This is a genomic window from Vibrio sp. 10N.261.51.A3 (genome assembly GCF_041471965.1).
In the GTDB taxonomy this organism is placed as follows: Bacteria; Pseudomonadota; Gammaproteobacteria; order Enterobacterales; family Vibrionaceae; genus Vibrio; species Vibrio crassostreae_C.
Genome location: NZ_JBFRPK010000005.1, coordinates 1 through 22,310, shown reverse-complemented (window position 1 = coordinate 22,310; position 22,310 = coordinate 1). Strand labels below are relative to the sequence as shown.

Annotated in this window: 22 protein-coding genes; 16 read left to right on the top strand and 6 right to left on the bottom strand. The window is 44.8% G+C overall.

Annotated features, from left to right (window positions below):
* Positions 1-499: 499 nt before the first annotated feature.
* Genes AB4371_RS01745 through AB4371_RS01735 form a run of 3 tightly spaced genes read left to right on the top strand, consistent with a single transcriptional unit; the run spans position 500 to position 3,222 of the window.
* The gene (locus AB4371_RS01745; protein WP_004734203.1) at positions 500-721 is read left to right on the top strand and encodes a FeoA family protein; all 222 of its coding nucleotides are present in this window, start codon (positions 500-502) and stop codon (positions 719-721) included.
* Positions 722-2,995, top strand: coding sequence for a Fe(2+) transporter permease subunit FeoB (gene feoB, locus AB4371_RS01740; RefSeq protein WP_017061939.1), 2,274 nt, complete (start codon positions 722-724; stop codon positions 2,993-2,995).
* Positions 2,992-3,222 (top strand): FeoC-like transcriptional regulator, encoded by a 231-nt coding sequence (locus AB4371_RS01735; protein WP_017061938.1) that lies wholly within the window; start codon positions 2,992-2,994, stop codon positions 3,220-3,222. Before feoB ends, AB4371_RS01735 begins: the two co-directional genes overlap by 4 nt.
* 132 nt (positions 3,223-3,354) lie before the next feature.
* Here the strand turns inward: AB4371_RS01735 and AB4371_RS01730 are convergent, their stop codons facing one another.
* Together AB4371_RS01730 and argS are read right to left on the bottom strand one after the other, a co-directional pair.
* On the bottom strand, positions 3,355-3,783 hold the full coding sequence (locus AB4371_RS01730) for an HIT domain-containing protein (RefSeq protein WP_017061937.1): 429 nt from the start codon (positions 3,781-3,783) through the stop codon (positions 3,355-3,357).
* Between the two features lie 383 nt (positions 3,784-4,166).
* Entirely contained in the window at positions 4,167-5,900 is a 1,734-nt protein-coding gene (gene argS, locus AB4371_RS01725; RefSeq protein WP_017062384.1) for an arginine--tRNA ligase, read from the bottom strand.
* A gap of 347 nt (positions 5,901-6,247) precedes the next feature.
* Between argS and AB4371_RS01720 the strand changes: the two genes are divergently transcribed.
* Positions 6,248-6,844, top strand: a complete 597-nt coding sequence (locus AB4371_RS01720; protein WP_372148731.1) for a VOC family protein — start codon at positions 6,248-6,250, stop codon at positions 6,842-6,844.
* 315 nt (positions 6,845-7,159) lie between these two features.
* Here AB4371_RS01720 and purU read toward each other — a convergent pair whose 3' ends face one another.
* Entirely contained in the window at positions 7,160-7,993 is an 834-nt protein-coding gene (purU, locus tag AB4371_RS01715) for a formyltetrahydrofolate deformylase (RefSeq protein ID WP_029235131.1), read from the bottom strand.
* Between the two features lie 301 nt (positions 7,994-8,294).
* Here purU and AB4371_RS01710 point away from each other — a divergent pair, with 301 nt between their 5' ends.
* From AB4371_RS01710 to rnd, 8 genes are all read left to right on the top strand, one after another.
* Positions 8,295-8,495 carry a hypothetical protein gene (locus tag AB4371_RS01710; protein ID WP_017062381.1) on the top strand — a complete coding sequence of 67 codons (201 nt, stop codon included), beginning with the start codon at positions 8,295-8,297 and terminating at the stop codon, positions 8,493-8,495.
* Between the two features lie 165 nt (positions 8,496-8,660).
* Positions 8,661-10,589, top strand: coding sequence for an ATP-dependent DNA helicase (locus AB4371_RS01705; RefSeq protein ID WP_372132009.1), 1,929 nt, complete (start codon positions 8,661-8,663; stop codon positions 10,587-10,589).
* A gap of 59 nt (positions 10,590-10,648) precedes the next feature.
* Positions 10,649-11,350: a tRNA (adenosine(37)-N6)-threonylcarbamoyltransferase complex dimerization subunit type 1 TsaB gene (tsaB, locus tag AB4371_RS01700; protein WP_017062379.1), complete on the top strand. Its 702-nt coding sequence runs from the start codon at positions 10,649-10,651 to the stop codon at positions 11,348-11,350.
* A gap of 72 nt (positions 11,351-11,422) precedes the next feature.
* Positions 11,423-11,728, top strand: a complete 306-nt coding sequence (locus tag AB4371_RS01695; protein ID WP_017062378.1) for a hypothetical protein — start codon at positions 11,423-11,425, stop codon at positions 11,726-11,728.
* Positions 11,729-11,763: 35 nt separating this feature from the next.
* Positions 11,764-12,324, top strand: a complete 561-nt coding sequence (locus tag AB4371_RS01690) for a Slp family lipoprotein (RefSeq protein WP_017067373.1) — start codon at positions 11,764-11,766, stop codon at positions 12,322-12,324.
* A gap of 48 nt (positions 12,325-12,372) precedes the next feature.
* Entirely contained in the window at positions 12,373-13,224 is an 852-nt protein-coding gene (locus AB4371_RS01685) for an alpha/beta fold hydrolase (protein WP_372148778.1), read from the top strand.
* Between the two features lie 106 nt (positions 13,225-13,330).
* Positions 13,331-15,025 (top strand): long-chain-fatty-acid--CoA ligase FadD, encoded by a 1,695-nt coding sequence (gene fadD / locus AB4371_RS01680; RefSeq protein WP_017062375.1) that lies wholly within the window; start codon positions 13,331-13,333, stop codon positions 15,023-15,025.
* A gap of 143 nt (positions 15,026-15,168) precedes the next feature.
* Entirely contained in the window at positions 15,169-16,287 is a 1,119-nt protein-coding gene (rnd, locus tag AB4371_RS01675; RefSeq protein ID WP_372083399.1) for a ribonuclease D, read from the top strand.
* Between the two features lie 129 nt (positions 16,288-16,416).
* On the opposite strand, the gene minE is transcribed toward rnd, so the two are convergent.
* Genes minE through minC form a run of 3 tightly spaced genes read right to left on the bottom strand, consistent with a single transcriptional unit; the run spans position 16,417 to position 18,183 of the window.
* The gene (gene minE / locus AB4371_RS01670; RefSeq protein ID WP_010436847.1) at positions 16,417-16,680 is read right to left on the bottom strand and encodes a cell division topological specificity factor MinE; all 264 of its coding nucleotides are present in this window, start codon (positions 16,678-16,680) and stop codon (positions 16,417-16,419) included.
* Positions 16,681-16,686: 6 nt separating this feature from the next.
* The gene (gene minD / locus AB4371_RS01665; protein WP_009848498.1) at positions 16,687-17,499 is read right to left on the bottom strand and encodes a septum site-determining protein MinD; all 813 of its coding nucleotides are present in this window, start codon (positions 17,497-17,499) and stop codon (positions 16,687-16,689) included.
* A gap of 21 nt (positions 17,500-17,520) precedes the next feature.
* Positions 17,521-18,183 carry a septum site-determining protein MinC gene (gene minC / locus AB4371_RS01660; RefSeq protein ID WP_017063419.1) on the bottom strand — a complete coding sequence of 221 codons (663 nt, stop codon included), beginning with the start codon at positions 18,181-18,183 and terminating at the stop codon, positions 17,521-17,523.
* Between the two features lie 219 nt (positions 18,184-18,402).
* Here minC and AB4371_RS01655 point away from each other — a divergent pair, with 219 nt between their 5' ends.
* From AB4371_RS01655 to AB4371_RS01640, 4 genes are all read left to right on the top strand, one after another.
* Positions 18,403-18,693, top strand: a complete 291-nt coding sequence (locus AB4371_RS01655; protein WP_017062372.1) for a YcgL domain-containing protein — start codon at positions 18,403-18,405, stop codon at positions 18,691-18,693.
* Between the two features lie 30 nt (positions 18,694-18,723).
* A complete protein-coding gene (locus tag AB4371_RS01650) occupies positions 18,724-19,722 on the top strand; it encodes a lytic transglycosylase domain-containing protein (RefSeq protein ID WP_017062371.1) in 999 nt (332 codons plus the stop codon).
* A 135-nt stretch (positions 19,723-19,857) separates the two neighbouring features.
* Complete coding sequence (locus tag AB4371_RS01645; protein ID WP_017067671.1) at positions 19,858-20,778, top strand: LysR substrate-binding domain-containing protein; 921 nt, start codon at positions 19,858-19,860, stop codon at positions 20,776-20,778.
* Between the two features lie 205 nt (positions 20,779-20,983).
* Positions 20,984-22,183 (top strand): NupC/NupG family nucleoside CNT transporter, encoded by a 1,200-nt coding sequence (locus AB4371_RS01640; protein WP_372148728.1) that lies wholly within the window; start codon positions 20,984-20,986, stop codon positions 22,181-22,183.
* Positions 22,184-22,310: the final 127 nt, after the last annotated feature.

Sequence of the window (22,310 nt, the reverse complement as noted above, 5' to 3'; positions counted from 1 at the left end):
GAGATACGAGATACGAGATAAATGGGGAGTTTAAAAAGGTTGTTGGGATAAAACAAAGGGAAGAAAAAAAATATCGTGGCATAGCCGGGGGGACTATACCACGGGTGCCAACGACACCTTCGCTTGCTGCCGGAGTGATATAGCAAAGCCATATCACCTCTGGAATAAAATTAAAGAGAAGTAGTTTCTCTTCGATGGAGTAACTATACGTCCAGCTACTTATTTTACTTATAAAATTAACGACAGATACCTATGAGAAAACCGACATTGCCTCAAGTGATTGATAATTAATGATTTGTTTTTGTTTGGGAGGGTTTGTACTAGTGAGGTAGTTCTCGCTAGTTGTTGAAAGTAACGTTTTTGACGTAAACGTTTTTAACGAAACTTACGAGTATGTATTTTCGAAAACATTGATTTCACACAATAGAATTGTGGGCATGTATGTGTATCATGGCGTTAATAACAATCTTTCTCATTATCAGTCACGAATTGGGTACTTATGAAACTCTCACAACTAGAGCAAGGAAAGGCGGCTTCTATTGTTGCACTAACAGGTTTAACACCAGACGTAAGGAAGAAACTTATGGTCATGGGTATGTTGCCAAAAACCGAGGTGACGCTTATCCGCCGTGCACCTATGGGTGATCCGCTTCAAGTTGAAGTGAGAGGTGTTTCTATCGCCATTCGTGAAAGCATTGCAGAACAAATCGAGGTTATCTAAATGGATTATCAAGTTCTTACCGTTGGTAACCCGAATAGTGGTAAAACAACACTGTTCAACGCACTGACTGGTGCTAAGCAACACGTTGGTAACTGGGTTGGTGTCACTGTTGAAAAGAAGACGGGTTTATACTCGCACGCTGGTGATCAGTTTCAACTAACGGATTTACCGGGTATCTACGCACTAGACAGTGGTAATGATGCGAACAGCATCGATGAGTCTATCGCGTCTCGCGCTGTTTTAACTCACCCAGCAGATGTGATCATCAATGTTGTCGACGCTAACTGTCTAGAACGAAGCTTATATATGACATTACAGCTGCGTGAGTTGGGTCGCCCAATGATCGTTGTGTTGAACAAAATGGATGTATTAAAGCGCGAACGTCAGGTGATTAACCTTAAAGCACTAGAGAAAGAGCTAGGTTGCCCAGTTCTAAGCTTGTCTGCAAACGATAAAGGTCAAGTGGTTCGCTTTAAAGAGCGTCTGCATAAACTGCTTGTTCAAGGTGTGAGCCTTGACCCTATCTCTATTGATTACGATGCCGCGTTAGAGGCTCTTATCCCTTCTGTTGAGTCACAATTTGATGATGCTGACGTATCTCACCGAGCGCTAGCGATTCGTGCTTTAGAAAATGATTACTTGGTATTGAATGGTTTAGCCCCACAAACTCGCACTCAAATTGATAGCGTGCGTCTTGGTGCCGATTTCGATATTGACCTTGCTGTTGCTGACGCTAAATACACTTTCTTACATGACCTTTGTAAACGTGTTCGTCGCAGCGAAGGCAAACTAAGCCGTAACTTTACAGAGAAAGCAGACCAATTCATTTTGAACAAATGGGTCGGTATTCCTTTCTTCTTCGTTATCATGTACCTAATGTTCATGTTCTCTATCAATATCGGTAGTGCGTTTATCGACTTCTTCGATATTGGTGTTGGAGCAATATTAGTTGATGGTGGACACCACTTATTAGATGGCCATTTACCAGTTTGGTTAGTCACTGTACTTGCTGATGGTATTGGCGGCGGTATCCAAACGGTTGCGACCTTTATTCCTGTTATCGCAGCGCTTTACCTATTCTTAGCGGTACTAGAAAGCTCAGGCTACATGGCTCGTGCTGCATTTGTACTTGATAAAGTGATGCAGAAGATTGGTTTACCGGGTAAAGCATTTGTCCCACTTGTACTGGGCTTTGGTTGTAACGTGCCTTCAATCATGGCAACTCGTACTCTTGACCAAGAGCGCGAACGTAAACTAGCAGCATCAATGGCGCCGTTTATGTCATGTGGTGCTCGTTTACCGGTATACGCACTGTTCGCGGCGGCGTTCTTCCCAGGTGCAGGACAAAACGTAGTATTCGCTCTGTACATCATGGGTATCGTTGCTTCTGTATTTACGGGTTTGTTCCTGAAAAACACGATCTACCCAGGTAGCAGTGATAGCTTAGTGATGGAAATGCCAGATTACGAATTGCCGACAGTGCAAAACGTAATGTTGAAAACTTGGCAGAAGCTGAAGCGTTTCGTACTTGGTGCAGGTAAAACAATCGTGATGGTTGTGGCTATTCTTAGTTTCCTAAACTCTCTAGGTATGGACGGCAGCTTTGGTAACGAAGATAGCGAAAACTCAGTACTGTCTAGAGCAGCTCAAGTTGTAACACCTGTATTCCAACCAATTGGTATTACTGAAGAGAACTGGCCTGCAACGGTTGGTATCATCACAGGTATTTTCGCTAAAGAAGCCGTTGTTGGTACATTAAATAGCCTATATACAACGCCTTCTGATGAAGAAGCAGCTGAGTTTGACTTAGCAGCAAGCCTGCAAGAAGCGGTAATGACGATCCCTGAAAACCTAGCCGGATTGAGCTACTCAGATCCATTAGGTATTGAAGTTGGCGACTTGTCTGACTCTAATTCTGTAGCAGCTGACCAAGAAGTCGATACCTCTATCTTTGGTAACTTGAAAGACAAGTTTGTATCTGGTCATGCGGCATTCGCTTACTTGATTCTTATCCTGCTTTACACGCCTTGTGTGGCCGCGATGGGTGCTTATGTTCGTGAATTTGGTCAGACGTTTGCACGCTTCATCGCGGTTTGGACGATGGCTCTTGGTTACTTTGGTGCGACTTTTTACTACCAAGCGGCAAACTTTGCTGCGCATCCTGTGACAAGTGCAGTATGGATGGTGGCGATTGCTGGTGGTTTTGTGGTGACGTATCGCGTCTTCAAGAAAGTGGGCAGTAAGCAGAAAGCACTAGAGGTGCAAGTAGTATGATTTTAACTGAACTTCATCAATACATTGATAGCCACGGCGTTGCGGCTCGTAAAGAGCTCGCTGCAAAGTTTGGCATGAGTGAAGATGGCGTCGATGCGATGCTGAGTGTTTGGGTCAAGAAAGGGAAAGTTTCTCGCTTGGTCGATACGAATAAGCATGGTCATACAACGCGTATTCGCTACACCATCAGCAAACAAGATGGTTTGTCGCTTAACGTGATGATGTAGTTCGGTCTTCAGACTCTCGTTGAAAAAGGCGAGATTAGAAAATGACAAAGCCGCTTATCTAAGATGAGCGGCTTTTTGTTATGTGTCTTTTCTGAAGTGTTTTGCTTTAAAGCTCAATGAGATGAACTCGAATTATGCTTTCTTGAAGATAGAGCTCAGTGACAGAACGTTTTGGATACGAGTCAGGATAGCGGCTTGATCTTCTTCACTGCGCTGTTCGCCTTTTGTATTACCCCATACTGGGCCGGGCCAAGCAATGTCGTCTTTGAAGCGTGCAATATGGTGGATGTGCAGTTGTGGCACCATATTACCCAGCGCACCAAGGTTCAATTTGTCTGGTTGGAACGTTGCTTCTAATGCTTGGCTTACCGCCTGAGATTCATGTAGGAACTGCTGTTGCTCTTTCATTGGTAAGTGGTGCAACTCTTTTAGGTTGGCACGTTTTGGTACCAAGATAACCCAAGGCACTGCGTTATCTTTGTGTAGCAGGGCTAAGCTCAGTGGAAATTCGCCGATAAGTGTGGTGTCTTTCGCAAGTTGCGGGTGAAGTTCGAAGCTCATGATCTTTCCAATTAATTGTTTTACATGAGTATAAGGTCGGAGTTTGAATGTGGCTAGGGCTTACGTTCTCAATAAGCAGATTCCCTATCACGTTCGTCCCTCACTGTAGGGAATGATGGTGAGAAGAGGGATAACGATTTGGTGTGGTTTGATGCGCATCATTGATGTTGTCTTGGATTCACTACACCTATTCTCGTCATCTCCTAGAGCGACGAATGAGCGTAATAGGGGATCTCTTGCTGTGTAGGTTAGCTAATCGCTTAAATAATCGAGTAAACAAACCTCCAGACAAAAAAAAGGTTGACGCTTTCACGTCAACCTTTCTAATTTTCTCGAATCTCGAATCTCGAATCTCGAATCTCGAATCTCGAATCTCGAATCGCTTACATGCGCTCTAGAGTGTCGATACCTAGAAGCGATAGACCTTGCTTGATCGTCTTCGCTGTTAGTGCAGCAAGCTTCAGACGGCTCTGCTTAACAGCTTTGTCTTCAGCAACTAGGATAGGGCAAGCTTCGTAGAAGCTAGAGAATTGACCAGCTAGTTCGAATAGGTAGCTACACATGATGTGTGGTTGACCTTCACGAGCAACAGACTGTACTGCTTCTTCAAACTGTAGAAGTTTCGCGATAAGCGCTTTCTCTTTCTCTTCAGTGATTTTGATTTCACCTTCAAGCGAGTCCATAGAAATGCCAGCTTTAGCAAATACAGAAGCAACACGAGTGTATGCGTACTGCATGTATGGTGCTGTGTTGCCTTCGAATGCAAGCATGTTGTCCCAATCGAACACGTAGTCAGTAGTGCGGTGCTTAGAAAGGTCTGCGTACTTAACCGCTGCCATAGCAACAGTGTTCGCGATCGCTTTCTTCTCGTCTTCTGCTAGTTCTGGGTTCTTAGATTCGATTAGCTGCGCTGCACGAACTTCGGCTTCATCAAGAAGATCAGCAAGACGAACAGTACCGCCTGCACGAGTCTTGAATGGTTTACCGTCTTTACCTAGCATCATGCCGAATGCGTGGTGCTCAAGAGAAACAGATTCTGGGATGTAACCTGCTTTACGAACGATAGTCCAAGCTTGCATTAGGTGTTGGTGCTGACGTGAGTCGATGAAGTAAAGTACGCGGTCTGCGCCTAGTTCTTCAAAACGGTATTTTGCACAAGCGATATCAGTGGTTGTGTAAAGGAAGCCGCCGTCACGTTTCTGGATGATAACGCCCATTGGGTCGCCATCTTTGTTTTTGTATTCGTCTAGGAATACAACCTGTGCGCCGTCATCTTCTTTTGCAAGACCTTGCTCTTTTAGGTCAGCAACGATAGTTGGAAGCATGTGGTTGTACATGCTTTCGCCCATTACGTCATCACGCGTTAGAGACACGTTTAGGCGATCGTAGTTGCGTTGGTTTTGAATCATTGTTACGTCAACAAGCTTCTTCCACATCTCTGCGCAGAACTCGTCGCCGCTTTGTAGTTTAACAACGTAGCCACGTGCTTTAACTGCGAACTCTTCGTCTTCATCGTAAAGCTTTTTAGATTCACGGTAGAAGCCTTCAAGGTCAGCAAGTTCCATTGAAACTTCGCCAGACTCAGCTTGAACGCGCTCAAGGTTTGCGATAAGCATACCAAATTGAGTACCCCAGTCACCGATGTGGTTAGCACGGATAACGTTGTGGCCTAGGAACTCAAGAGTACGAACGACCGCATCACCGATGATGGTTGAACGTAGGTGACCAACGTGCATCTCTTTCGCAACGTTTGGTGCAGAGTAATCCGCAACAATTGTTTGTGTTTCTGCTACTGCAACACCAAGGCGAGAATCAGCCAATGCTGCGTCTGCTTGTTGTGCTAGGAAAGCTTCATCTAGGAAGATGTTAAGGAAACCTGGGCCTGCGATTTCTACTTTAGAAGCGATACCGTCTAGGTTTAGAACGTCCAATACTTTTTGAGCAAATTCTCGTGGGTTAGTGCCTAGTCGTTTAGCAACGCCCATAACGCCGTTTGCTTGGTAGTCACCAAACTGTGGTTTTGCAGATTGACGAACAGCAGCAGGAGAGCCTGCAGGTGCGCCAGCGGCTTCTAGAGCCTGAGATACTTTGTCATTAATAAGTGCTTGGATATTCACACGCGTTTCCTTCAATTCAAGGATGATAAGAGTGGCCGTTAATTCTTGGTCATTAAATTGGTTAATTATGCTTCTAGTTAACGATTTAATGCCAAAATCAGCAGCAGACTCTGTTTAAGTTCACAGAAATGGCGGTAATCATACCAATTTTGTGCGGTTTCTTATAGGTCGAATTGATAGAAAATTAACATTTCCTGAGTGGTTTTTGACAATCGACTTTTAGCAAGACGCGTTTGCATGTTTAAGGAGCGAAAAGAACATAGTTATTGAGTGTTTTTTGTAAAAGCAACGCTTGTTGCAAAAGGCAAAACTGATAACATGCAGCCATTATTTGGAGAACACAGACAATGATGATGAGCCTGAAGCAAGCTGAACTAGAACCACAACAAATGATCGCCCGCCTTGATACTTTTATGGCAAAAATCGAGAGCCTAGGAAATACATTAGGTTTGGATTTAAGCTTTGCTCAAGCGGATCATATTGCGCTGCGAATCAATGACACTGAGCTAGCGAAATCTGCCCATCAAGCGTGGTCTGAGTACGGCTCTACGATTTCTGAGGCGATGATTAATGGTCGTCCAATTGTGGTGTTGGCTTTCGATGAACCCTTGCAAAGCCTTGGCTGGAAAATTGAATGTTTGGAGCTGCCATATCCAGCAGAAGGTAAGATTTACCCAAGCCAAGATTGGGAACATGTAGAGTTTGTGATTCCTTCTCATGCCCAAACAGCTGATGAGTATCTAGCGGATCTTAAAGAAACTTACCCGCAGTTCGCTGCTAGCTTTGAAACGCTGGGTGAGCAAGGCGTTAAGATCAAACTCTCTAGCCCGAAAGGCGAGGGTGAACGCTTGAATAACCCAACAGTGGCTTTTAAACATCAAGGGATTTGCATCAAGCTGCATCCACACTCTTTGAAGAAGATTGTGGAATCAGAACAGGCTTAATTTGAATAGAGAGTTGCTAGGAAAGAGATTCCTGATCTCGCCTTGGCTCGTCGGAATGACGGGGTGTTCGATGAAATTTTCCAGAGTCTATCTTTGGATAGTGACAGACTGAGCGTTCGAGAGCGTATGTTAGAGCCTATAGCTCGAAGGTTCATCACCGAGTTCGTCATTCCCGATAGCGACGAAGGAGCGTAGTCGGGAATCTCTCAAAGCGAGCCTGATCATCAGATACAAAAAACGCGCGATGGGCTTTCCCTATTGCGCGTTTTTTATTGGGTTCTAACTGGAAGTCTTACCGGAAATCGAATATCCGATTTACAGAATTACAGTCTTGTTGCCGTAAACAAACACATGATCATTGATCACCTTGTTTAACGCCTTACTTAATACATTCTTCTCTACGTCACGACCGGCTTGTGCCATGTCTTTCGCGCTGAAGTTGTGATCCACAGGGATAACATCTTGCTTGATGATTGGACCTTCATCCAAATCATTCGTCACAAAGTGTGCCGTTGCGCCAATGATCTTCACGCCGCGCTCATACGCTTGTTGGTATGGCTTCGCGCCAATAAATGCTGGCAAGAAGCTGTGGTGGATATTGATGATCTTGTGGTGGTATTTTTCAACAAAACCTGGTGTCAGCACTCGCATGTACTTAGCCAAAACAAGGTAATCCGCCTCGTACTGGTCAATCACTTCTAGCATCTTCTTCTCATGTTCTTCACGGTTTAGCCCTTCGTGAGAAACATGGTGGTAAGGGATGTCAAAACGCTCGGTTAGGCTTTGTAGAATGTCGTAGTTACCGACAACGGCCGCAATTTCAACGTCTAAGCTGCCATCGAAGTTCTTCATTAGAATGTCGCCAAGGCAGTGTGCTTCCTTGGTCACGAGTATCACAACACGCTTGCGAGACGAATCAACAAGCTTACGTTTCGTATTTGGTGGCAGGGCTTGGTCTAAATCGGCAAGCAAGGTTTCATCATTGAAATAGCCTTCCAGCTCGGTGCGCATAAAGAAGTGGCCACTTGTGTTATCTACGAACTCATTGTTGTGAATAATATTGAGTTGGTGCTTATAACAAATATTGGTGATCTTAGAGATGAGGCCCGGGGCATCAGTACAATGTGTTAGTAAAGTTTTTCTTTCCATTTGCATCTTACTTCCATGAAATGTTGCACTTATTATATGAAATAGGGATTCTTCAAATTTAATGCAGGCCGTCGAACGGTGAACTGAGCCGCAATATCACCGTTATAATTAATCTATTATCAAGTTGGTTTCAACAAATTCTGCTGCTGATTTATCGCTTTGATAAATTGTTTGATATAGAAATATCAGTTTTTAGATAGAAAAACAGGCAGAAGCTTCATTTTTAAAAGTTTTGACCGTAGTACGCATTTGAACTTCAACCGAGGCATTTACGCCTTGGCCAAAAATAGAGGTGATACTTATGGATAAAGAGTTACTAGCCAAAAAACTGTACTGCAAGCGAGTGAATTCATTGGCGAGAGGTACCGAATTAGATGGTCATGTTCTAGATGAAATGTGGGAAAGTAAGACCTCACCAACCGATGCAGCGAAAGCCATACAGCCTGGTGATAACCATTTTGAAGGTGCTCCTTGGCTATCACGTTATCTCAGTCGAAAATAAAAACGATTCTCTAATCCCTACTTCTTCAATTCTTACCTTCAAGGTAACTTAAGCCACGTCAAGCCAAGCCAAACCAAACACCTCCGGTGCGAAGTCATTCTTGATTCGCGCCGGCTCACTAAACCTGCCATAATTCTCCTTCTCTTTTTCTAAACTTCGTACTCTATGATATCTAAAACGTTTTCTGCTGATGGCGCTCTGGGCAAAGCTATCCCTGGGTTTCAACCAAGACAAGCTCAGTTAGACATGGCTGAAGCGGTTTCACAAGCTATTGAAAATCAAAGCCAGTTGGTTGTTGAGGCTGGAACAGGTACTGGTAAGACGTTTGCTTACCTAGTGCCTGCGCTGCTTAGTGGCAAGAAAACCATCATTAGTACGGGGTCTAAAAACCTTCAAGAACAGCTGTTTCACCGAGATTTACCCTTGATGGTCGATGCGCTTGGCTTTTATGGTCAAGTTGCGTTGCTCAAAGGACGTTCAAACTATTTGTGTTTGGACAGACTCAGCCGCCAAATGATCGAGAGTCATGGTGCTCATACCGATCCAACGCTGCTGGCTCAGTTAGTCAAAGTTCGTAGTTGGTCGTCATCCACTCAAACGGGTGATTTAGGCGATTGTGATGATATCGCTGAAGACAGCCCGGTTATTCCAACCATTACCTCGACCAATGATAATTGCTTGGGTAAAGAGTGCCCAAGCTACACTGATTGCTTCGTGCTTAAAGCGCGTAAAAAAGCGATGGACTCTGATGTTGTCGTGGTAAACCACCATTTGTTCTTAGCGGATTTAGCGATTAAAGAGACCGGATTCGGTGAGCTAATTCCTGAAGCCGATGTGTTTATTTTCGATGAAGCGCATCAACTTCCCGATATCGCCAGCCAGTACTTCGGACAATCGGTTTCCAGTCGACAGATCCAAGAGCTAGCCAAAGACATTGAAATCGCTTACCGAACTGAAGCCAAAGACATGCGTCAGCTACAGAAAGTAGGGGATAGGCTCGTTCAATCGTCAGCAGATCTGCGTATTGTGCTTGGTGATACCGGCTTTCGTGGTAACTGGCGCGAAGCCTTGAAATCTGAGTCGATTGCACGCGAGTTGGTTCGTTTGCAAGATGCTCTACAACTTGCTGTTGATGTATTGAAGTTAGCACTTGGGCGAAGCCAACTGTTAGACACGGCTTTCGAACGCGCAAACATGATTAAGTCGCGTATCGAACGTGTGTGCGATGTGTCGATCACTGGCTATTCGTATTGGTATGACACCACGCCGCGCCACTTTGCTTTGCACATCACACCGCTTTCTGTCGCCGATAAATTCCACGAACAGATTGAGCTGAAGCCGGGCGCGTGGGTGTTTACCTCAGCAACCTTGGCGGTGTCGGATGATTTCGACCACTTTACTTCTCGATTAGGGTTAAAACCGTCAGCTCAGTTTTCATTGCCGAGCCCGTTTGATTATCCAAATCAGGCGCGCTTGTGTGTACCTCGTTATCTTCCTGAACCGAATAGCCCCGGTCTCGCAGATAAGCTAGTGAGAATGCTGACCCCAGTGATTGAGCAAAACCAAGGTCGCTGTTTCTTCTTATGTACTTCACACAGCATGATGAAAGAGTTGGGGGAGCGATTCCGTGAAACACTCTCGGTTCCAGTTCTGCTGCAAGGTGAGACGAGTAAGCAAAAAACCTTAGCCGAATTCATGGAATTAGGTAACGCATTGCTGGTGGCTACGGGTGCTTTCTGGGAGGGGATAGATGTTAGGGGCGACGCATTAAGCTGTGTTATCATCGATAAATTACCCTTTACGGCCCCTGATGACCCTTTACTTAAGGCTCGAATTGAGGACTGTAAGTTAAAAGGGGGTGATCCTTTTGCACAGGTACAGTTGCCAGACGCCGTGATTACCTTGAAACAGGGTGTCGGCCGATTGATACGTGACAAGCGCGATAATGGCGCTTTGATTATTTGCGATAACCGATTGGTGACTCGCGATTACGGTGGCATATTTTTGGCGAGTTTACCGCCTATCCCACGTACCCGTGACTTAGGGGTCATTAAAGAATTCTTAGCTAAAGACCATTCAACCGCTGCTGAGTAATTGGCATTGTTGAGTTTAGCCATTATTTTTAGATTAGATAACGAATATTTGAGACACAAATGAGCGCGAAAATTCTTGCAGTAGATACCGCAACTGAAAACTGTTCAGTTGCATTAGTAATTGGTGACCAGGTGTTCGCACGTAGCGAAGAGGCTCCTCGAGACCATACGAAGAAAATTCTACCTATGGTGGATGAAGTACTGAAAGAAGCGAATGTCGCTTTAACCGATATCGATGCTATCGCGTTTGGCCAAGGCCCAGGCAGTTTCACGGGTGTGCGTATTGGTATTGGTATTGCTCAGGGCTTGGCTTTTGGTGCGGATTTACCAATGATTGGTGTCTCTACACTGGCAGCGATGGCGCAAGGCAGCTACCGTAAATTTGGTGAAACTCATGTAGCAACAGCGATTGATGCGCGTATGAGCGAAGTGTACTGGGCTCGTTACAGCCGCGAACAAGATGGTCGTTGGACTGCGGTTGATGCCGAATGTGTAACGCCACCAAGTGAACTGGCTGCGCAGTTAGAAGCAGATTCTGAAATATGGGCGAAAGTCGGTACCGGCTGGGAAGCTTATGCCGAGCATATGGATACACTTGCGATCAACACCAAAGCGTGTGAAGTGCTATTCCCAGAAGCTCAAGATATGGCGTTCCTTGCTCAATTTGCTTACGCAGAAGGTAAAGCGGTTGCAGCAGAAGAATCTGAGCCAGTTTATCTTCGTGACAAAGTGACTTGGAAGAAACTGCCAGGTCGCGAATAATTTTTACAAGGTTCTGATGCAAATTAGGTCTAAATGCGTATTATTTAGATTTGAGAGGGCAGATATTTAGTCATGGTATCAATTAACAACTTACCTCCTTCTTCGATAGGCAGCACGTCTAAGCCGAATCGAATTAAAAAGAAGGAGCAGGCAAAAAAATCTGATGCTAGCACTGCGGTTGGGCAACCGACTAAGGTCGCTAATGCTGTTTCTCACTCTATTCGTCAAGTTAAAGAGTCTGAACTACACAAGGCTCAAATCCAGTATGATCTTCCAGAAGGCCGAGGACGTAAGGCTATGGAAGAGTATATGGATGTAATGAATCAGGCGAAGAAAGAAGAACTTGCAAAGCTTATCGGTGTCGATATCTACATCTAGAGCTTCTTATTAATGCCTGTTTAAGGACCAGAACCATGTCAAATTATCTCTCTAAATTACGCTTAATAGCCCTTTCTCTTGGTGTCTTGGTACTTGCCGGGTGTTCATCACTTCCTAGCGAACTTGAAGCAAAATCAGAGCCTGTAATTAGTGATTACCAACAGTGGGTCGACCAACTACCGGAGGCGAAAAGTGTTCGATTGGGTGGCGTTATCTCTAAAGTAACCAACTTGAAAGATAAGACTCGAATCGAAGTTGCTAATATGCCGATTTCGAGTAGCGGTAAGCCAGACCTAGACGCAGAGCCAAGCGGACGTTTTGTTGGTTATATTGAAGGGTATGTTGAGCCTCTAAGTTTTGCAGAAGGCCGTCTGATTACACTGGTTGGTCAGTCAAGCGGAAGTGAAGATGGAAAAATAGGGGAATACCCTTACATCTTCCCTGTGATGAAAGTGGACAACCAACGACTGTGGAACATCACTGAGCGTGTTGTTGTTAACGATTTTGCACCAACCTACTACTCGTGCAGAAGTTTACATTGTCGCAGTTTTCAAACGATGCCAAGACAAGGTCGAGTGATACAGGACGTAGAGTAATTAACTTTTTAGACGTTGATTGCGCAAACAGATGGAACTAAGTGTTTGATGATTGAAAAGTCATACTCCCTTGCGAGCGGGACGCTTGCAACACAACAGATTGGCAACCCACAAACGACCGCAACGACGGTCGTTTTTATTCATGGGTGGTTGGATAATTCGTCCAGCTTTAATCCGGTTATGCAGCAAGTCGCCAAGTTTGCGCCCAATGCTCACCTTGTTGCTATCGATCTCTTCGGACACGGCTTCTCGTCGCACAAATCGGGAAGTTACTACCCATTTCATGATTATATTGATGACTTGCATCAGTTGGTGACTAAATTATCGCCAAACAGACTGGTACTGGTAGGACATTCACTTGGTGCATTGATAGCAAGTTGCTATAGTGCCGCCTTTCCTGAAAAGGTGTCAGGATTAATTCAAATTGAAGGTCACGGACCTCTTTCAGAAGCTCCCCAAGAAACGGTTTCTCGCTTGAGAGATGGGGTACTCAGTCGTCTTCGACAGCGAAGAAAGCCTTCACGTCCTCTGGCAAGCCTTGAGGATGCTATTAAGCTGAGAGCTCACGCCAATCAAATCAATGCTGAATTAATTGCTCCTATTGTCGAGCGAGGAATTGTCGAGTTAGATAACTCTTGGCAATGGCGATGCGACCCTAACCTAAGATGTGACTCGTTATATCGAATGTCACAGGCGCACGCTGAAGCGATCATGGCGGCTATTGAATGCCCTCAATTAATAGTTTTAGGAAATGATGGATTCCGACATTTGCAGCATAATCGCTACAAATCAGCCCATAGTCCTCTAAATATAGAGACTGTTCCTGGTGGACATCATTGTCATTTAGAGAGCCCAGAGCTAGTTTCAGAGCTAATTCTTGGTGTAGTTAACAAAATTTAAACAAGTGTTTGAGCCTTTTAGTGCTCATGCACTAAAGCTGTGCTGTAATACCGCAATGATAAAAAGCGGCGAAGCAGTCGTCAGCTGATAAACGAGGAGTAACATCGTGGATAAACCTTGGCTTTCACGTTATCCAAGTGACGTACCAGAAACGATCAACCCAGATCAGTACCCATCTCTTGTAGAAATGTTTGAACAGTCGGTACAGAAGTACGCGGACCAACCTGCATTCGAGAACATGGGCTCGATTATGACATTCCGTAAGCTTGAAGAGCGCAGCCGTGCTTTTGCCGCTTACCTACAGAATGACTTGAAACTGAAGAAGGGCGATCGCGTCGCGCTAATGATGCCAAACCTACTGCAATACCCAATTGCACTATTTGGTGTATTGCGTGCAGGTATGATTGCAGTGAACGTCAACCCACTGTACACACCTCGTGAGCTTGAACATCAACTGAACGATTCTGGTGCAAAGGCGATTGTTATCGTATCTAACTTTGCGAGCACGCTAGAGAAAGTCGTTGATAACACGCCGGTTAAACACGTTGTTCTAACTAGCCTAGGGCAAATGCTGCCACGCGCGAAAGGGACAATTGTCGACTTTGTAGTGAAATACGTAAAAGGCATGGTGCCTAAGTATGATCTGCCGGGTGCTATCTCATTCAGAAAAGCGCTGCACAAAGGTCGTCGTCTTCAATATGTGAAACCGTTCATGGCGGGTGATGACATCGCGTTCCTACAGTACACTGGTGGTACAACAGGTGTAGCGAAGGGCGCAATCCTAACGCACCGCAATATGATTGCGAACGTACTTCAAGCGAAAGGGGCTTACGGTCCTGTTCTGCAAGAAGGCCGCGAGTTGGTTGTAACGGCATTACCGCTTTACCACGTATTTGCACTGACGGTGAACTGCTTACTGTTTGTTGAGATGGGTGGTCGTAACCTTCTAATTACTAACCCTCGTGACATTCCTGGCTTTATTAAAGAGCTGCAAAAGGTTCCGTTTACCGCAATTACCGGCGTAAACACCTTGTTTAATGCGCTAGTTAATAACGAAGATTTCCACGAGTTGGATTTCAGTAACCTACGCCTATCTGTTGGCGGCGGCATGGCGGTTCAACGCGCTGTTGCTGAGCAATGGAAGAAAGCGACAGGCATTCACCTATTGGAAGGCTATGGCTTAACTGAGTGTTCACCACTGGTAACGGGTAACCCATACGACCTGAAAGACTACACAGGTGCTATCGGCCTACCAGTACCATCGACAGAAGTTCGTATTGTTGATGATGAAGGTAAGGTTATTGCTAATGACCAAGTAGGCGAGCTACAAGTTCGTGGCCCTCAAGTGATGCAAGGTTACTGGCAGCGCCCTGAAGCGACCAAAGAAGTGATCGATCAAGACGGTTGGTTATCGACAGGTGACATCGTTAAGTTTGATGACGAAGGCTTGTTGTACATCGTTGACCGTAAGAAGGACATGATTCTTGTATCAGGCTTCAACGTCTACCCGAACGAGATTGAAGACGTTGTGGCTCTGCATGGTAAAGTGCTTGAAGTAGCAGCTATCGGTCAACCTCATGAAGTGTCTGGTGAATTGGTTAAGATCTACGTGGTTAAGCGTGACCCTAGCCTGACCAAAGAAGACATTATCGCGCACTGTCGTGAGCACTTAACGGGTTACAAAATCCCTAAATTAGTCGAGTTCAGAGATGATCTTCCAAAGACTAACGTAGGTAAGATCTTACGCCGCGTACTGCGTGAAGAAAACGATGCAGAACTTGCGAAACGCGCTAGCGAATAATTAGCCCGTTTGCGCGAAAGTACTGCACCAAAACCATTGAGGCGCTTAATCTAAGCGAGCGCTGAAAAATGGTGTTAGAATGCCGACAGTTAATGTCGGCATTTTTGTATCCGGCGATCAAATAGAAACCAGTGAGAGTTTTTGTGGATTATCAAATCATTACCCAATTGAAAGACCTTGAGCGAGTTTGCCAACAAGCACGTGAAGCCGATGTCGTTATGCTTGATACGGAGTTCGTTCGTACAAGAACCTATTACCCTCAATTAGGCTTGATTCAGTTATTTGATGGTGAAACGCTGTCACTGATTGACCCTATTGCTCTTGGTGAAATGACACCATTTGTTGGATTGTTGAAAGATGCTTCTGTTCTGAAAGTACTGCACGCTTGCGGTGAAGATTTGGAAGTGTTCCAGAACGCATTCGGTTGTACGCCAACTCCAATGGTCGACACACAGATCATGGCGGCTTTCTTGGGTCATGGTTTATCAACAGGCTTTGCTGCTCTGGTTTCCGAGTTTGTCGGTGTCGATCTCGATAAGAGTGAATCTCGCACTGACTGGCTAGCGCGTCCGCTTTCTCAAAAACAATTGGACTACGCAGCAGCAGACGTGCATTACCTAATGCCAATGTACAACAAGCTTCTAGAAAAAGTGATGGAAGCTGGCTGGTGGGAAGCGGCTCAGCAAGAGTCTGATTTACAAGTTGCCAAGCGCATTCGTAAAGTAAACCCAGATACAGCCTACCTTGATATTAAAGGGGCGTGGCAGCTTAAACCTAAGCAATTAGCGATCTTACGACCTCTAGCAACTTGGCGTCTAAAAGAAGCAATCAAGCGCGATTTAGCGCTGAACTTTGTCTTCAAAGAACAAGACCTATGGGCTGTGGCGCGTTTTGCGATGAAAGATCCCAAGCACATGGAGCAAGAGGGTTTTGATTACCGCTCTGTGCGTCGCCATGGTGCGAAGATCAGCTCAATCGTAAAGTTAGCGGAACATACACCAGAAGAAGAGTACCCAGCACCAGTAGAACGTCTAATGGACTTCCCTGGCTACAAGCAACTCTTCAAAGTGCTGAAAGATGAAGTGAAAACAGCATCACAACACAGTGGTTTGGCGACGGAATTCTTGGCATCGAAGAAGCAACTTAACCAAATGTTAAGCTGGGTGTGGAAGCACGATCGTAACCCAGAAAAGCTGCCTGATGTTATGCAAGGCTGGCGTTTAGATGTGGTTGGCGAAAAGCTGAGTAAAGCGATCAAATAACCGCTTGCTGCTTTAAAGCCTAACTTAGTTACAGTTATAAACTGCACATACAAAAAAGAGAGCCTAGGCTCTCTTTTTTATTCAATCAATACAAGCAAGTGTATTACCTGCCAATCTTGTTCAGAAAGATTATCGATCTTCTTCTGGAAGCTTAACATTCAACTCTAACACTGAGATGTCGTCATCTTTGTGTTCAAAAGTCAGATCAACCATTGATGGATCGACCTCAACGTACTTGGCAATACACTTCAAGATGTCTTCTTTTAGTTGCGGCAGGTAAGACGGCGCTGGGTCGTCATGGCTGCGTCGTTCGGCAACAATGATCTGCAAACGTTCTTTGGCTAGGTTTGCGGTTGTCTTTTTCTGTGGTCTAAAAAACTCTAATAATGACATTGTGCATTAGCCCCCGAACAGTCGTTTGAAGATGCCTTTCTTCTGTTCCGTTAAGAAGCGGAAGTCAACTTGGCTACCCAGTAGTCGCTCTACAGTATCATTGTAAGCCATACCTGCGTCGGTTGCTTCGTCAAAGATAACTGGAACACCCTTGTTCGATGCGTTCAGTACCGCTTGGCTCTCTGGAATTACACCCAGTAGAGAGATGTGCAGGATTTCTTCAACGTCTTCAACACTGAGCATCTCACCTTGAGTTACACGTGCTGGGTTGTAGCGAGTCAATAGAAGGTGTGTTTTCACTGGCTCTAAGCCGTCTTCAGAACGACGAGATTTAGAGTCAAGAATACCTAGAATACGGTCTGAATCGCGTACTGAAGAGACTTCTGGGTTGGTGGTTACAATCGCTTCATCAGCGAAGTACAACGCCATAAGAGCGCCTTGTTCGATACCCGCAGGAGAATCACAGATGATGAAATCAAAGCCCATTTCATCCAATTCATCAAATACACGACGAACACCATCTTTTGTTAGTGCGTCTTTATCACGAGTTTGAGAAGCAGGAAGAATGAACAGGTTCTCTGTGCGCTTGTCTTTGATCATCGCTTGGTTCAGCGTCGCTTCACCATTGATAACATTAACGAAGTCGTACACAACACGACGCTCACAACCCATGATTAAATCTAGGTTACGCAGACCGATATCAAAGTCGATAACTGCGGTTTTCTTTCCTTTTAAAGCCAGACCCGAGGCAATAGCTGCACTGGAGGTCGTTTTGCCTACCCCGCCTTTACCTGACGTTACAACGATAATGCGTGCCATTCTGTTTTCCTTTTATTTCTCTTATATTGCGAGGACATCAACGTGTAATACATCGTTTGCCATACTGAACATGGTTTTCTTCTGCCAGTACTCGCTTTCAATTTGATCGCTGAGCCAGTAATTTCCAGCAATGGAAACCAGCTCGGCTTGTAAGTCATTACAAATTATTTTTGCTTCAGTTTGACCACTTGCACCTGCAATCGCACGGCCGCGTAAAGTGCCATGAATATGGATGCTGCCATCGGCAATCACTTCCGCGCCTGCACTCACATGGCTGAGTATCAATAGATCGCCATCTTTCGCATAAACCTGCTGACCAGAACGAATAGGGGTTCTAATCACCTTGATTGGTGCCATTTTCGCTGGAGCTTGAGACGGCGACTTGCTTGCCGTCATCACCGCAAAACCGGCTTCTTTAGCGAGGTTTTGCATTCGCTTATCAGAACAGCCAGCCACACCAACCGGGATCATGCCCGCTTGAGATATACCATTTTTAAGTTGCACAAAATCGATATCGCCCGCGACTTTACTGATGTTGATAACAACAGGTGCGGCAGCGAAAAACGTAGGTGCTTGGTCTACTTTCTCTTGAAGAAAAGAGACTGCATTTTCGACTTGATCATCGGATAAGTGCAAAACAGATAGCGTAAAGCTGCTACCTTTTAGATCTGGGTTACTAGACATCGAAAAACTACAGGACCTCAATAGCGGATTGGTACAATTTCTTTATCAATAAAATAAAGGGCATTGCCTGAAACTAGGTTTATCATGTTATATTCCCAAACCAAGCACAGCAAGTAATCTTGTTGTCAAATGGACGTTTTGTTCCCAATATTTCCCTAACATAAACTATTGATCTCGCAAGTGAGAGTTTTGTAGTCATAATCAATTAAAAGGTTTGTCATGCTGTGTTCTATATATAAAAGCTCAAAGAAAGAAGGAACATACCTTTATATCCCTAAGAAGGATGATTTTTCACAAGTTCCTGACGCATTGATGCAAATGTTTGGTAAACCTAGTTTTGTAATGGTAATTAAAATGGATGGCCGTAAACTGGCTCAAGTAAACATCGAAAAAGTGAAAGAATCACTGAATACCGATGGTTTCTTTTTACAGGTTCCGCCACCACCAGTTAACGAACTTGAGCTTCATAAAGAGCGTAAAGCTCAACAGAAATCTCAAGACGAAGAGTGATAGCCACCTCAATTCAAGGAGGAGTGATCGTTGAGTAAATTTTCGAAAACCATATTGGCTGTGTCGGCATTACTATTGGGTAATAGCCTGACCATAAGTTCAGTACAAGCTGAAGAACTGAGCTTCGAGCAATATGTAGAAAAACTAAAACAACAAGGCCGTGAAGAAGGCATCTCTGAAGCGATCATTGATGAAGCCTTTGATGGTGTAACGTTTAAGCCAAGAGCGGTAAAAGCCGACAAAAACCAACCTGAGAAAAAACTGACTCTGGATGAATACATTCCACGAGCGGTTCCAGATTGGAAAGTGAAGCAAGCAAGATCACTCTACAAGGAGCATTACACCGCGTTAAAGCGTATTGGTGATGAATATGGTGTTCAACCAAGATTCATTGTCGCGCTATGGGGCGTTGAGAGTAATTTTGGTAAGTTCACGGGCAATTACAGCGTTATCGACGCCCTAACGACCATGGCTTATGAAGGACGTCGAGAAGCTTTCTTCCGTAGCGAAGCGATGGCGGCATTGAAGATTCTTGATCAAGGCCATATTGCACCAAAAGAAATGAAAGGCTCTTGGGCTGGTGCGATGGGTCAACCTCAGTTTATGCCAAGCTCATTCTTAGCTTACGCCGCTGATGGCAGTGGTGATGGCAAGAAAGACATTTGGGGCACTGAAGAAGACGTATTTGCTTCGGCGGCCAATTATCTCAGCCAATCAGGGTGGGATGACAAATATACTTGGGGTCGTCAGGTTCATGTTCCGTCAACTGTGTCGATCGATTTACAAGGTCGAGACGAAGACAAAGCGAAATACTTAAAAGAGTGGTCTGAACTCGGTATTAAACGCTATGACGATCGCCCACTGCCAACACTTGATGAAGACATTAAAGCTTGGTTAATCATGCCGGATGATGAAACCGGACGTTCGTACCTCATTTATAACAACTACAATGTGTTAATGAAGTGGAATCGTTCTTACTACTTTGCTTTGGCAGTAAGCCATCTAGCCGACAGAATTAAGTTTGATTAACAGACCTAAGTCGCTTTGAATAGCATTTGGCCTACCATAGGCAGAACGAACTAAAGGACTCTTCGGAGTCCTTTTTGATTTTATATTTCAGAGATTTAATAAGGTGATCTTGTGCTAACAGATAGAGCTGCACAGATGGTGATATTCCATGCGCTGATCAAGCACGAAGGCTTTACCAGTGCTGCAAAAAGCTTGAACGTTTCGGTGTCTCACATTAGTAAGCAAGTTGCTTTGCTTGAAGACTCTATTGGTATCAAGTTGGTACAACGCACCACACGTAGCTTAACGCTGACCGAAGCAGGGGAAGTGTTCTATCAGCACTGTGAGCAACTGTTTAACACGGTAAAAGCCGCTCAAATGGATATGGACAGCCAGCGTGATGACATCTCTGGAATATTGCGTGTTGGGTTGTCACAGTCATTTGGCACTTTACATATCATTCCTGCGATTGATCAGCTCAGACAACTTTATCCTCAGCTGAGAATCGAGGTTCACTTGTTTGACTACAAGGTGGATATGATTGAAGAGCGACTGGACCTATGGATCACCAACAACGAAGATCTGCCAGAAGGTTATATTGCTCAGCGATTGGCTGACAGCCAGTTTGTGGTGGCTGCATCACCGGACTATTTGATTAAGGCCGGGACGCCACATGTGCCTTCTGATCTGATTGACCATAACTGTCTTATCTATCGCAGCCGTGAACGAGATTACACATCGTGGGCGTTTGACAACGGGCAAGAAAACCTCAGCGTCAAAGTCGCGGGCGATTACTCAGTCGATTTGGCTGAGGCAGTACGAGACGCGGCAGTATCAGGGTGGGGCGTTGCTTATTTGGCGACTTACTTAGTGAAAGAAGAGTTTAGAACGGGCAAGCTCATTCAAGTATTGCCAGAGTGGAGAGCCAGTCAGCTGATGCCATTCTATGCCGTTTACCCGAGCCGAAAGAATATGCCGAAGAAGCTTTCGGCAGTGATTGAGTTCATTAAAGATCATATCGGGTCGCCGACGTATTGGGACAAAAACCTCAAAACTTGCGTTGAACTGCATCGCTAACTGTTTCCTAATCTATAAATATAATTTCCATATGGAAAAAGTACGCTTTTTAATCAAAGTTAATTATTAAAATTCAATAACTTAATTATACTCATAGTTAAATCGTGATTACCCCAACATCACATTAACAACCTCAGCTTGCCGCAAACGATTTCCTCTATAGAATGCGTCGCCTTTCCTACCTACAACTTTTAGGTTGACGCACATGGCTTCCCTACTTGGAATTATCACTATTTTAGTTGCCGCTTGGTTACTATCTACGGACAGAAAAAATATTCCACTAAGAACAGTCTCTTTGGCTTTCTTATTACAAATCTCATTCGCGCTGTTGGTTCTGTATGTACCAATGGGTAAAGAAGCGTTGAATGCAGCCACAGGTGCGGTATCTAGCTTGATCAACTACGGTCAAGAGGGGATTAACTTCCTATTTGGTGGCCTAACGAATAACGGATTTGTTTTCGCGATTAACGTTCTAGGCATCATTATCTTTTTCTCTGCACTGATCTCTGGTTTGTACCACATCGGCTTTATGCCAAAGGTGATCAACCTTATCGGTGGCGCACTACAAAAGTTCTTGGGCACAGGTCGTGCGGAGTCACTGTCTGCGACTGCAAACATTTTCGTTGGCATGATTGAAGCTCCATTGGTGGTTAAGCCTTACTTGAAGCACATGACGGATTCACAACTGTTTGCTGTGATGGTGTGTGGTTTGGCTTCTGTCGCTGGTGGTACGCTAGTGGGTTACGCATCGCTTGGCGTTGATCTAAATTACCTGATCGCAGCTGCATTTATGTCTGCACCTGCTGGCCTATTGATGGCTAAGATCTTAGTACCAGATAGCGCAGATGACGCTCAAGAAAATATTGAGTCTGACGTTGAAATTCCACGAGCAACAAACGTAGTTGAGGCGATGGCAGATGGGGCTATGTCTGGACTTCGTATTGCCGTTGCGGTGGGTGCAACACTTCTTGCCTTTATCAGTGTGATTGCAATGCTGAATGGCTTGCTAGGTATCGTTGGCGGCTGGTTTGGCGTAAACCTAAGCTTCGAACTTATCCTAGGTTATGTGTTTGCACCCGTTGCATGGCTGATCGGTGTACCGTGGTCTGAGGCTGTGGTTGCGGGCTCATTGATCGGTAACAAGATTGTCGTGAACGAGTTCGTGGCTTTCATCCAACTAATGGATGCTAAAGAGGCACTAAGTGAGCACTCGCAAGCGATCGTAACTTTCGCTCTATGTGGCTTTGCTAACATCTCTACTATGGCGATTCTTATCGGTGGTTTGGGCAGCTTAGTTCCAGAGCGTCGTTCTTTCATCTCACAATATGGCTTCAAAGCAATTTGTGCAGGTGTGTTTGCTAACCTAATGAGTGCTGCTATTGCTGGTGTTGTACTTTCTCTATAGTTAACTGCTCATGACTTTACTCCCCCTATAGTAAAGTGACTGATTAATCACAATAATATTCGGTTAGCGTGAAAAAGAGAGCCTATAGTGTAAGAACGTAGGCTTTCTTATTGTGCGCCGAGCATGG

What these genes read in the sequence shown, in the direction of transcription:
- AB4371_RS01745 (WP_004734203.1), top strand. Translation starts at nt 500, where the DNA reads ATGAAACTCTCACAACTAGAGCAAGGAAAGGCGGCTTCTATTGTTGCA.
- feoB (WP_017061939.1), top strand. Translation starts at nt 722, where the DNA reads ATGGATTATCAAGTTCTTACCGTTGGTAACCCGAATAGTGGTAAAACA.
- AB4371_RS01735 (WP_017061938.1), top strand. Translation starts at nt 2,992, where the DNA reads ATGATTTTAACTGAACTTCATCAATACATTGATAGCCACGGCGTTGCG.
- AB4371_RS01730 (WP_017061937.1), bottom strand. Translation starts at nt 3,783, where the DNA reads ATGAGCTTCGAACTTCACCCGCAACTTGCGAAAGACACCACACTTATC.
- AB4371_RS01720 (WP_372148731.1), top strand. Translation starts at nt 6,248, where the DNA reads ATGATGATGAGCCTGAAGCAAGCTGAACTAGAACCACAACAAATGATC.
- purU (WP_029235131.1), bottom strand. Translation starts at nt 7,993, where the DNA reads ATGGAAAGAAAAACTTTACTAACACATTGTACTGATGCCCCGGGCCTC.
- AB4371_RS01710 (WP_017062381.1), top strand. Translation starts at nt 8,295, where the DNA reads ATGGATAAAGAGTTACTAGCCAAAAAACTGTACTGCAAGCGAGTGAAT.
- AB4371_RS01705 (WP_372132009.1), top strand. Translation starts at nt 8,661, where the DNA reads ATGATATCTAAAACGTTTTCTGCTGATGGCGCTCTGGGCAAAGCTATC.
- tsaB (WP_017062379.1), top strand. Translation starts at nt 10,649, where the DNA reads ATGAGCGCGAAAATTCTTGCAGTAGATACCGCAACTGAAAACTGTTCA.
- AB4371_RS01695 (WP_017062378.1), top strand. Translation starts at nt 11,423, where the DNA reads ATGGTATCAATTAACAACTTACCTCCTTCTTCGATAGGCAGCACGTCT.
- AB4371_RS01690 (WP_017067373.1), top strand. Translation starts at nt 11,764, where the DNA reads ATGTCAAATTATCTCTCTAAATTACGCTTAATAGCCCTTTCTCTTGGT.
- AB4371_RS01685 (WP_372148778.1), top strand. Translation starts at nt 12,373, where the DNA reads ATGATTGAAAAGTCATACTCCCTTGCGAGCGGGACGCTTGCAACACAA.
- minE (WP_010436847.1), bottom strand. Translation starts at nt 16,680, where the DNA reads ATGTCATTATTAGAGTTTTTTAGACCACAGAAAAAGACAACCGCAAAC.
- minD (WP_009848498.1), bottom strand. Translation starts at nt 17,499, where the DNA reads ATGGCACGCATTATCGTTGTAACGTCAGGTAAAGGCGGGGTAGGCAAA.
- minC (WP_017063419.1), bottom strand. Translation starts at nt 18,183, where the DNA reads ATGTCTAGTAACCCAGATCTAAAAGGTAGCAGCTTTACGCTATCTGTT.
- AB4371_RS01655 (WP_017062372.1), top strand. Translation starts at nt 18,403, where the DNA reads ATGCTGTGTTCTATATATAAAAGCTCAAAGAAAGAAGGAACATACCTT.
- AB4371_RS01645 (WP_017067671.1), top strand. Translation starts at nt 19,858, where the DNA reads ATGGTGATATTCCATGCGCTGATCAAGCACGAAGGCTTTACCAGTGCT.
- AB4371_RS01640 (WP_372148728.1), top strand. Translation starts at nt 20,984, where the DNA reads ATGGCTTCCCTACTTGGAATTATCACTATTTTAGTTGCCGCTTGGTTA.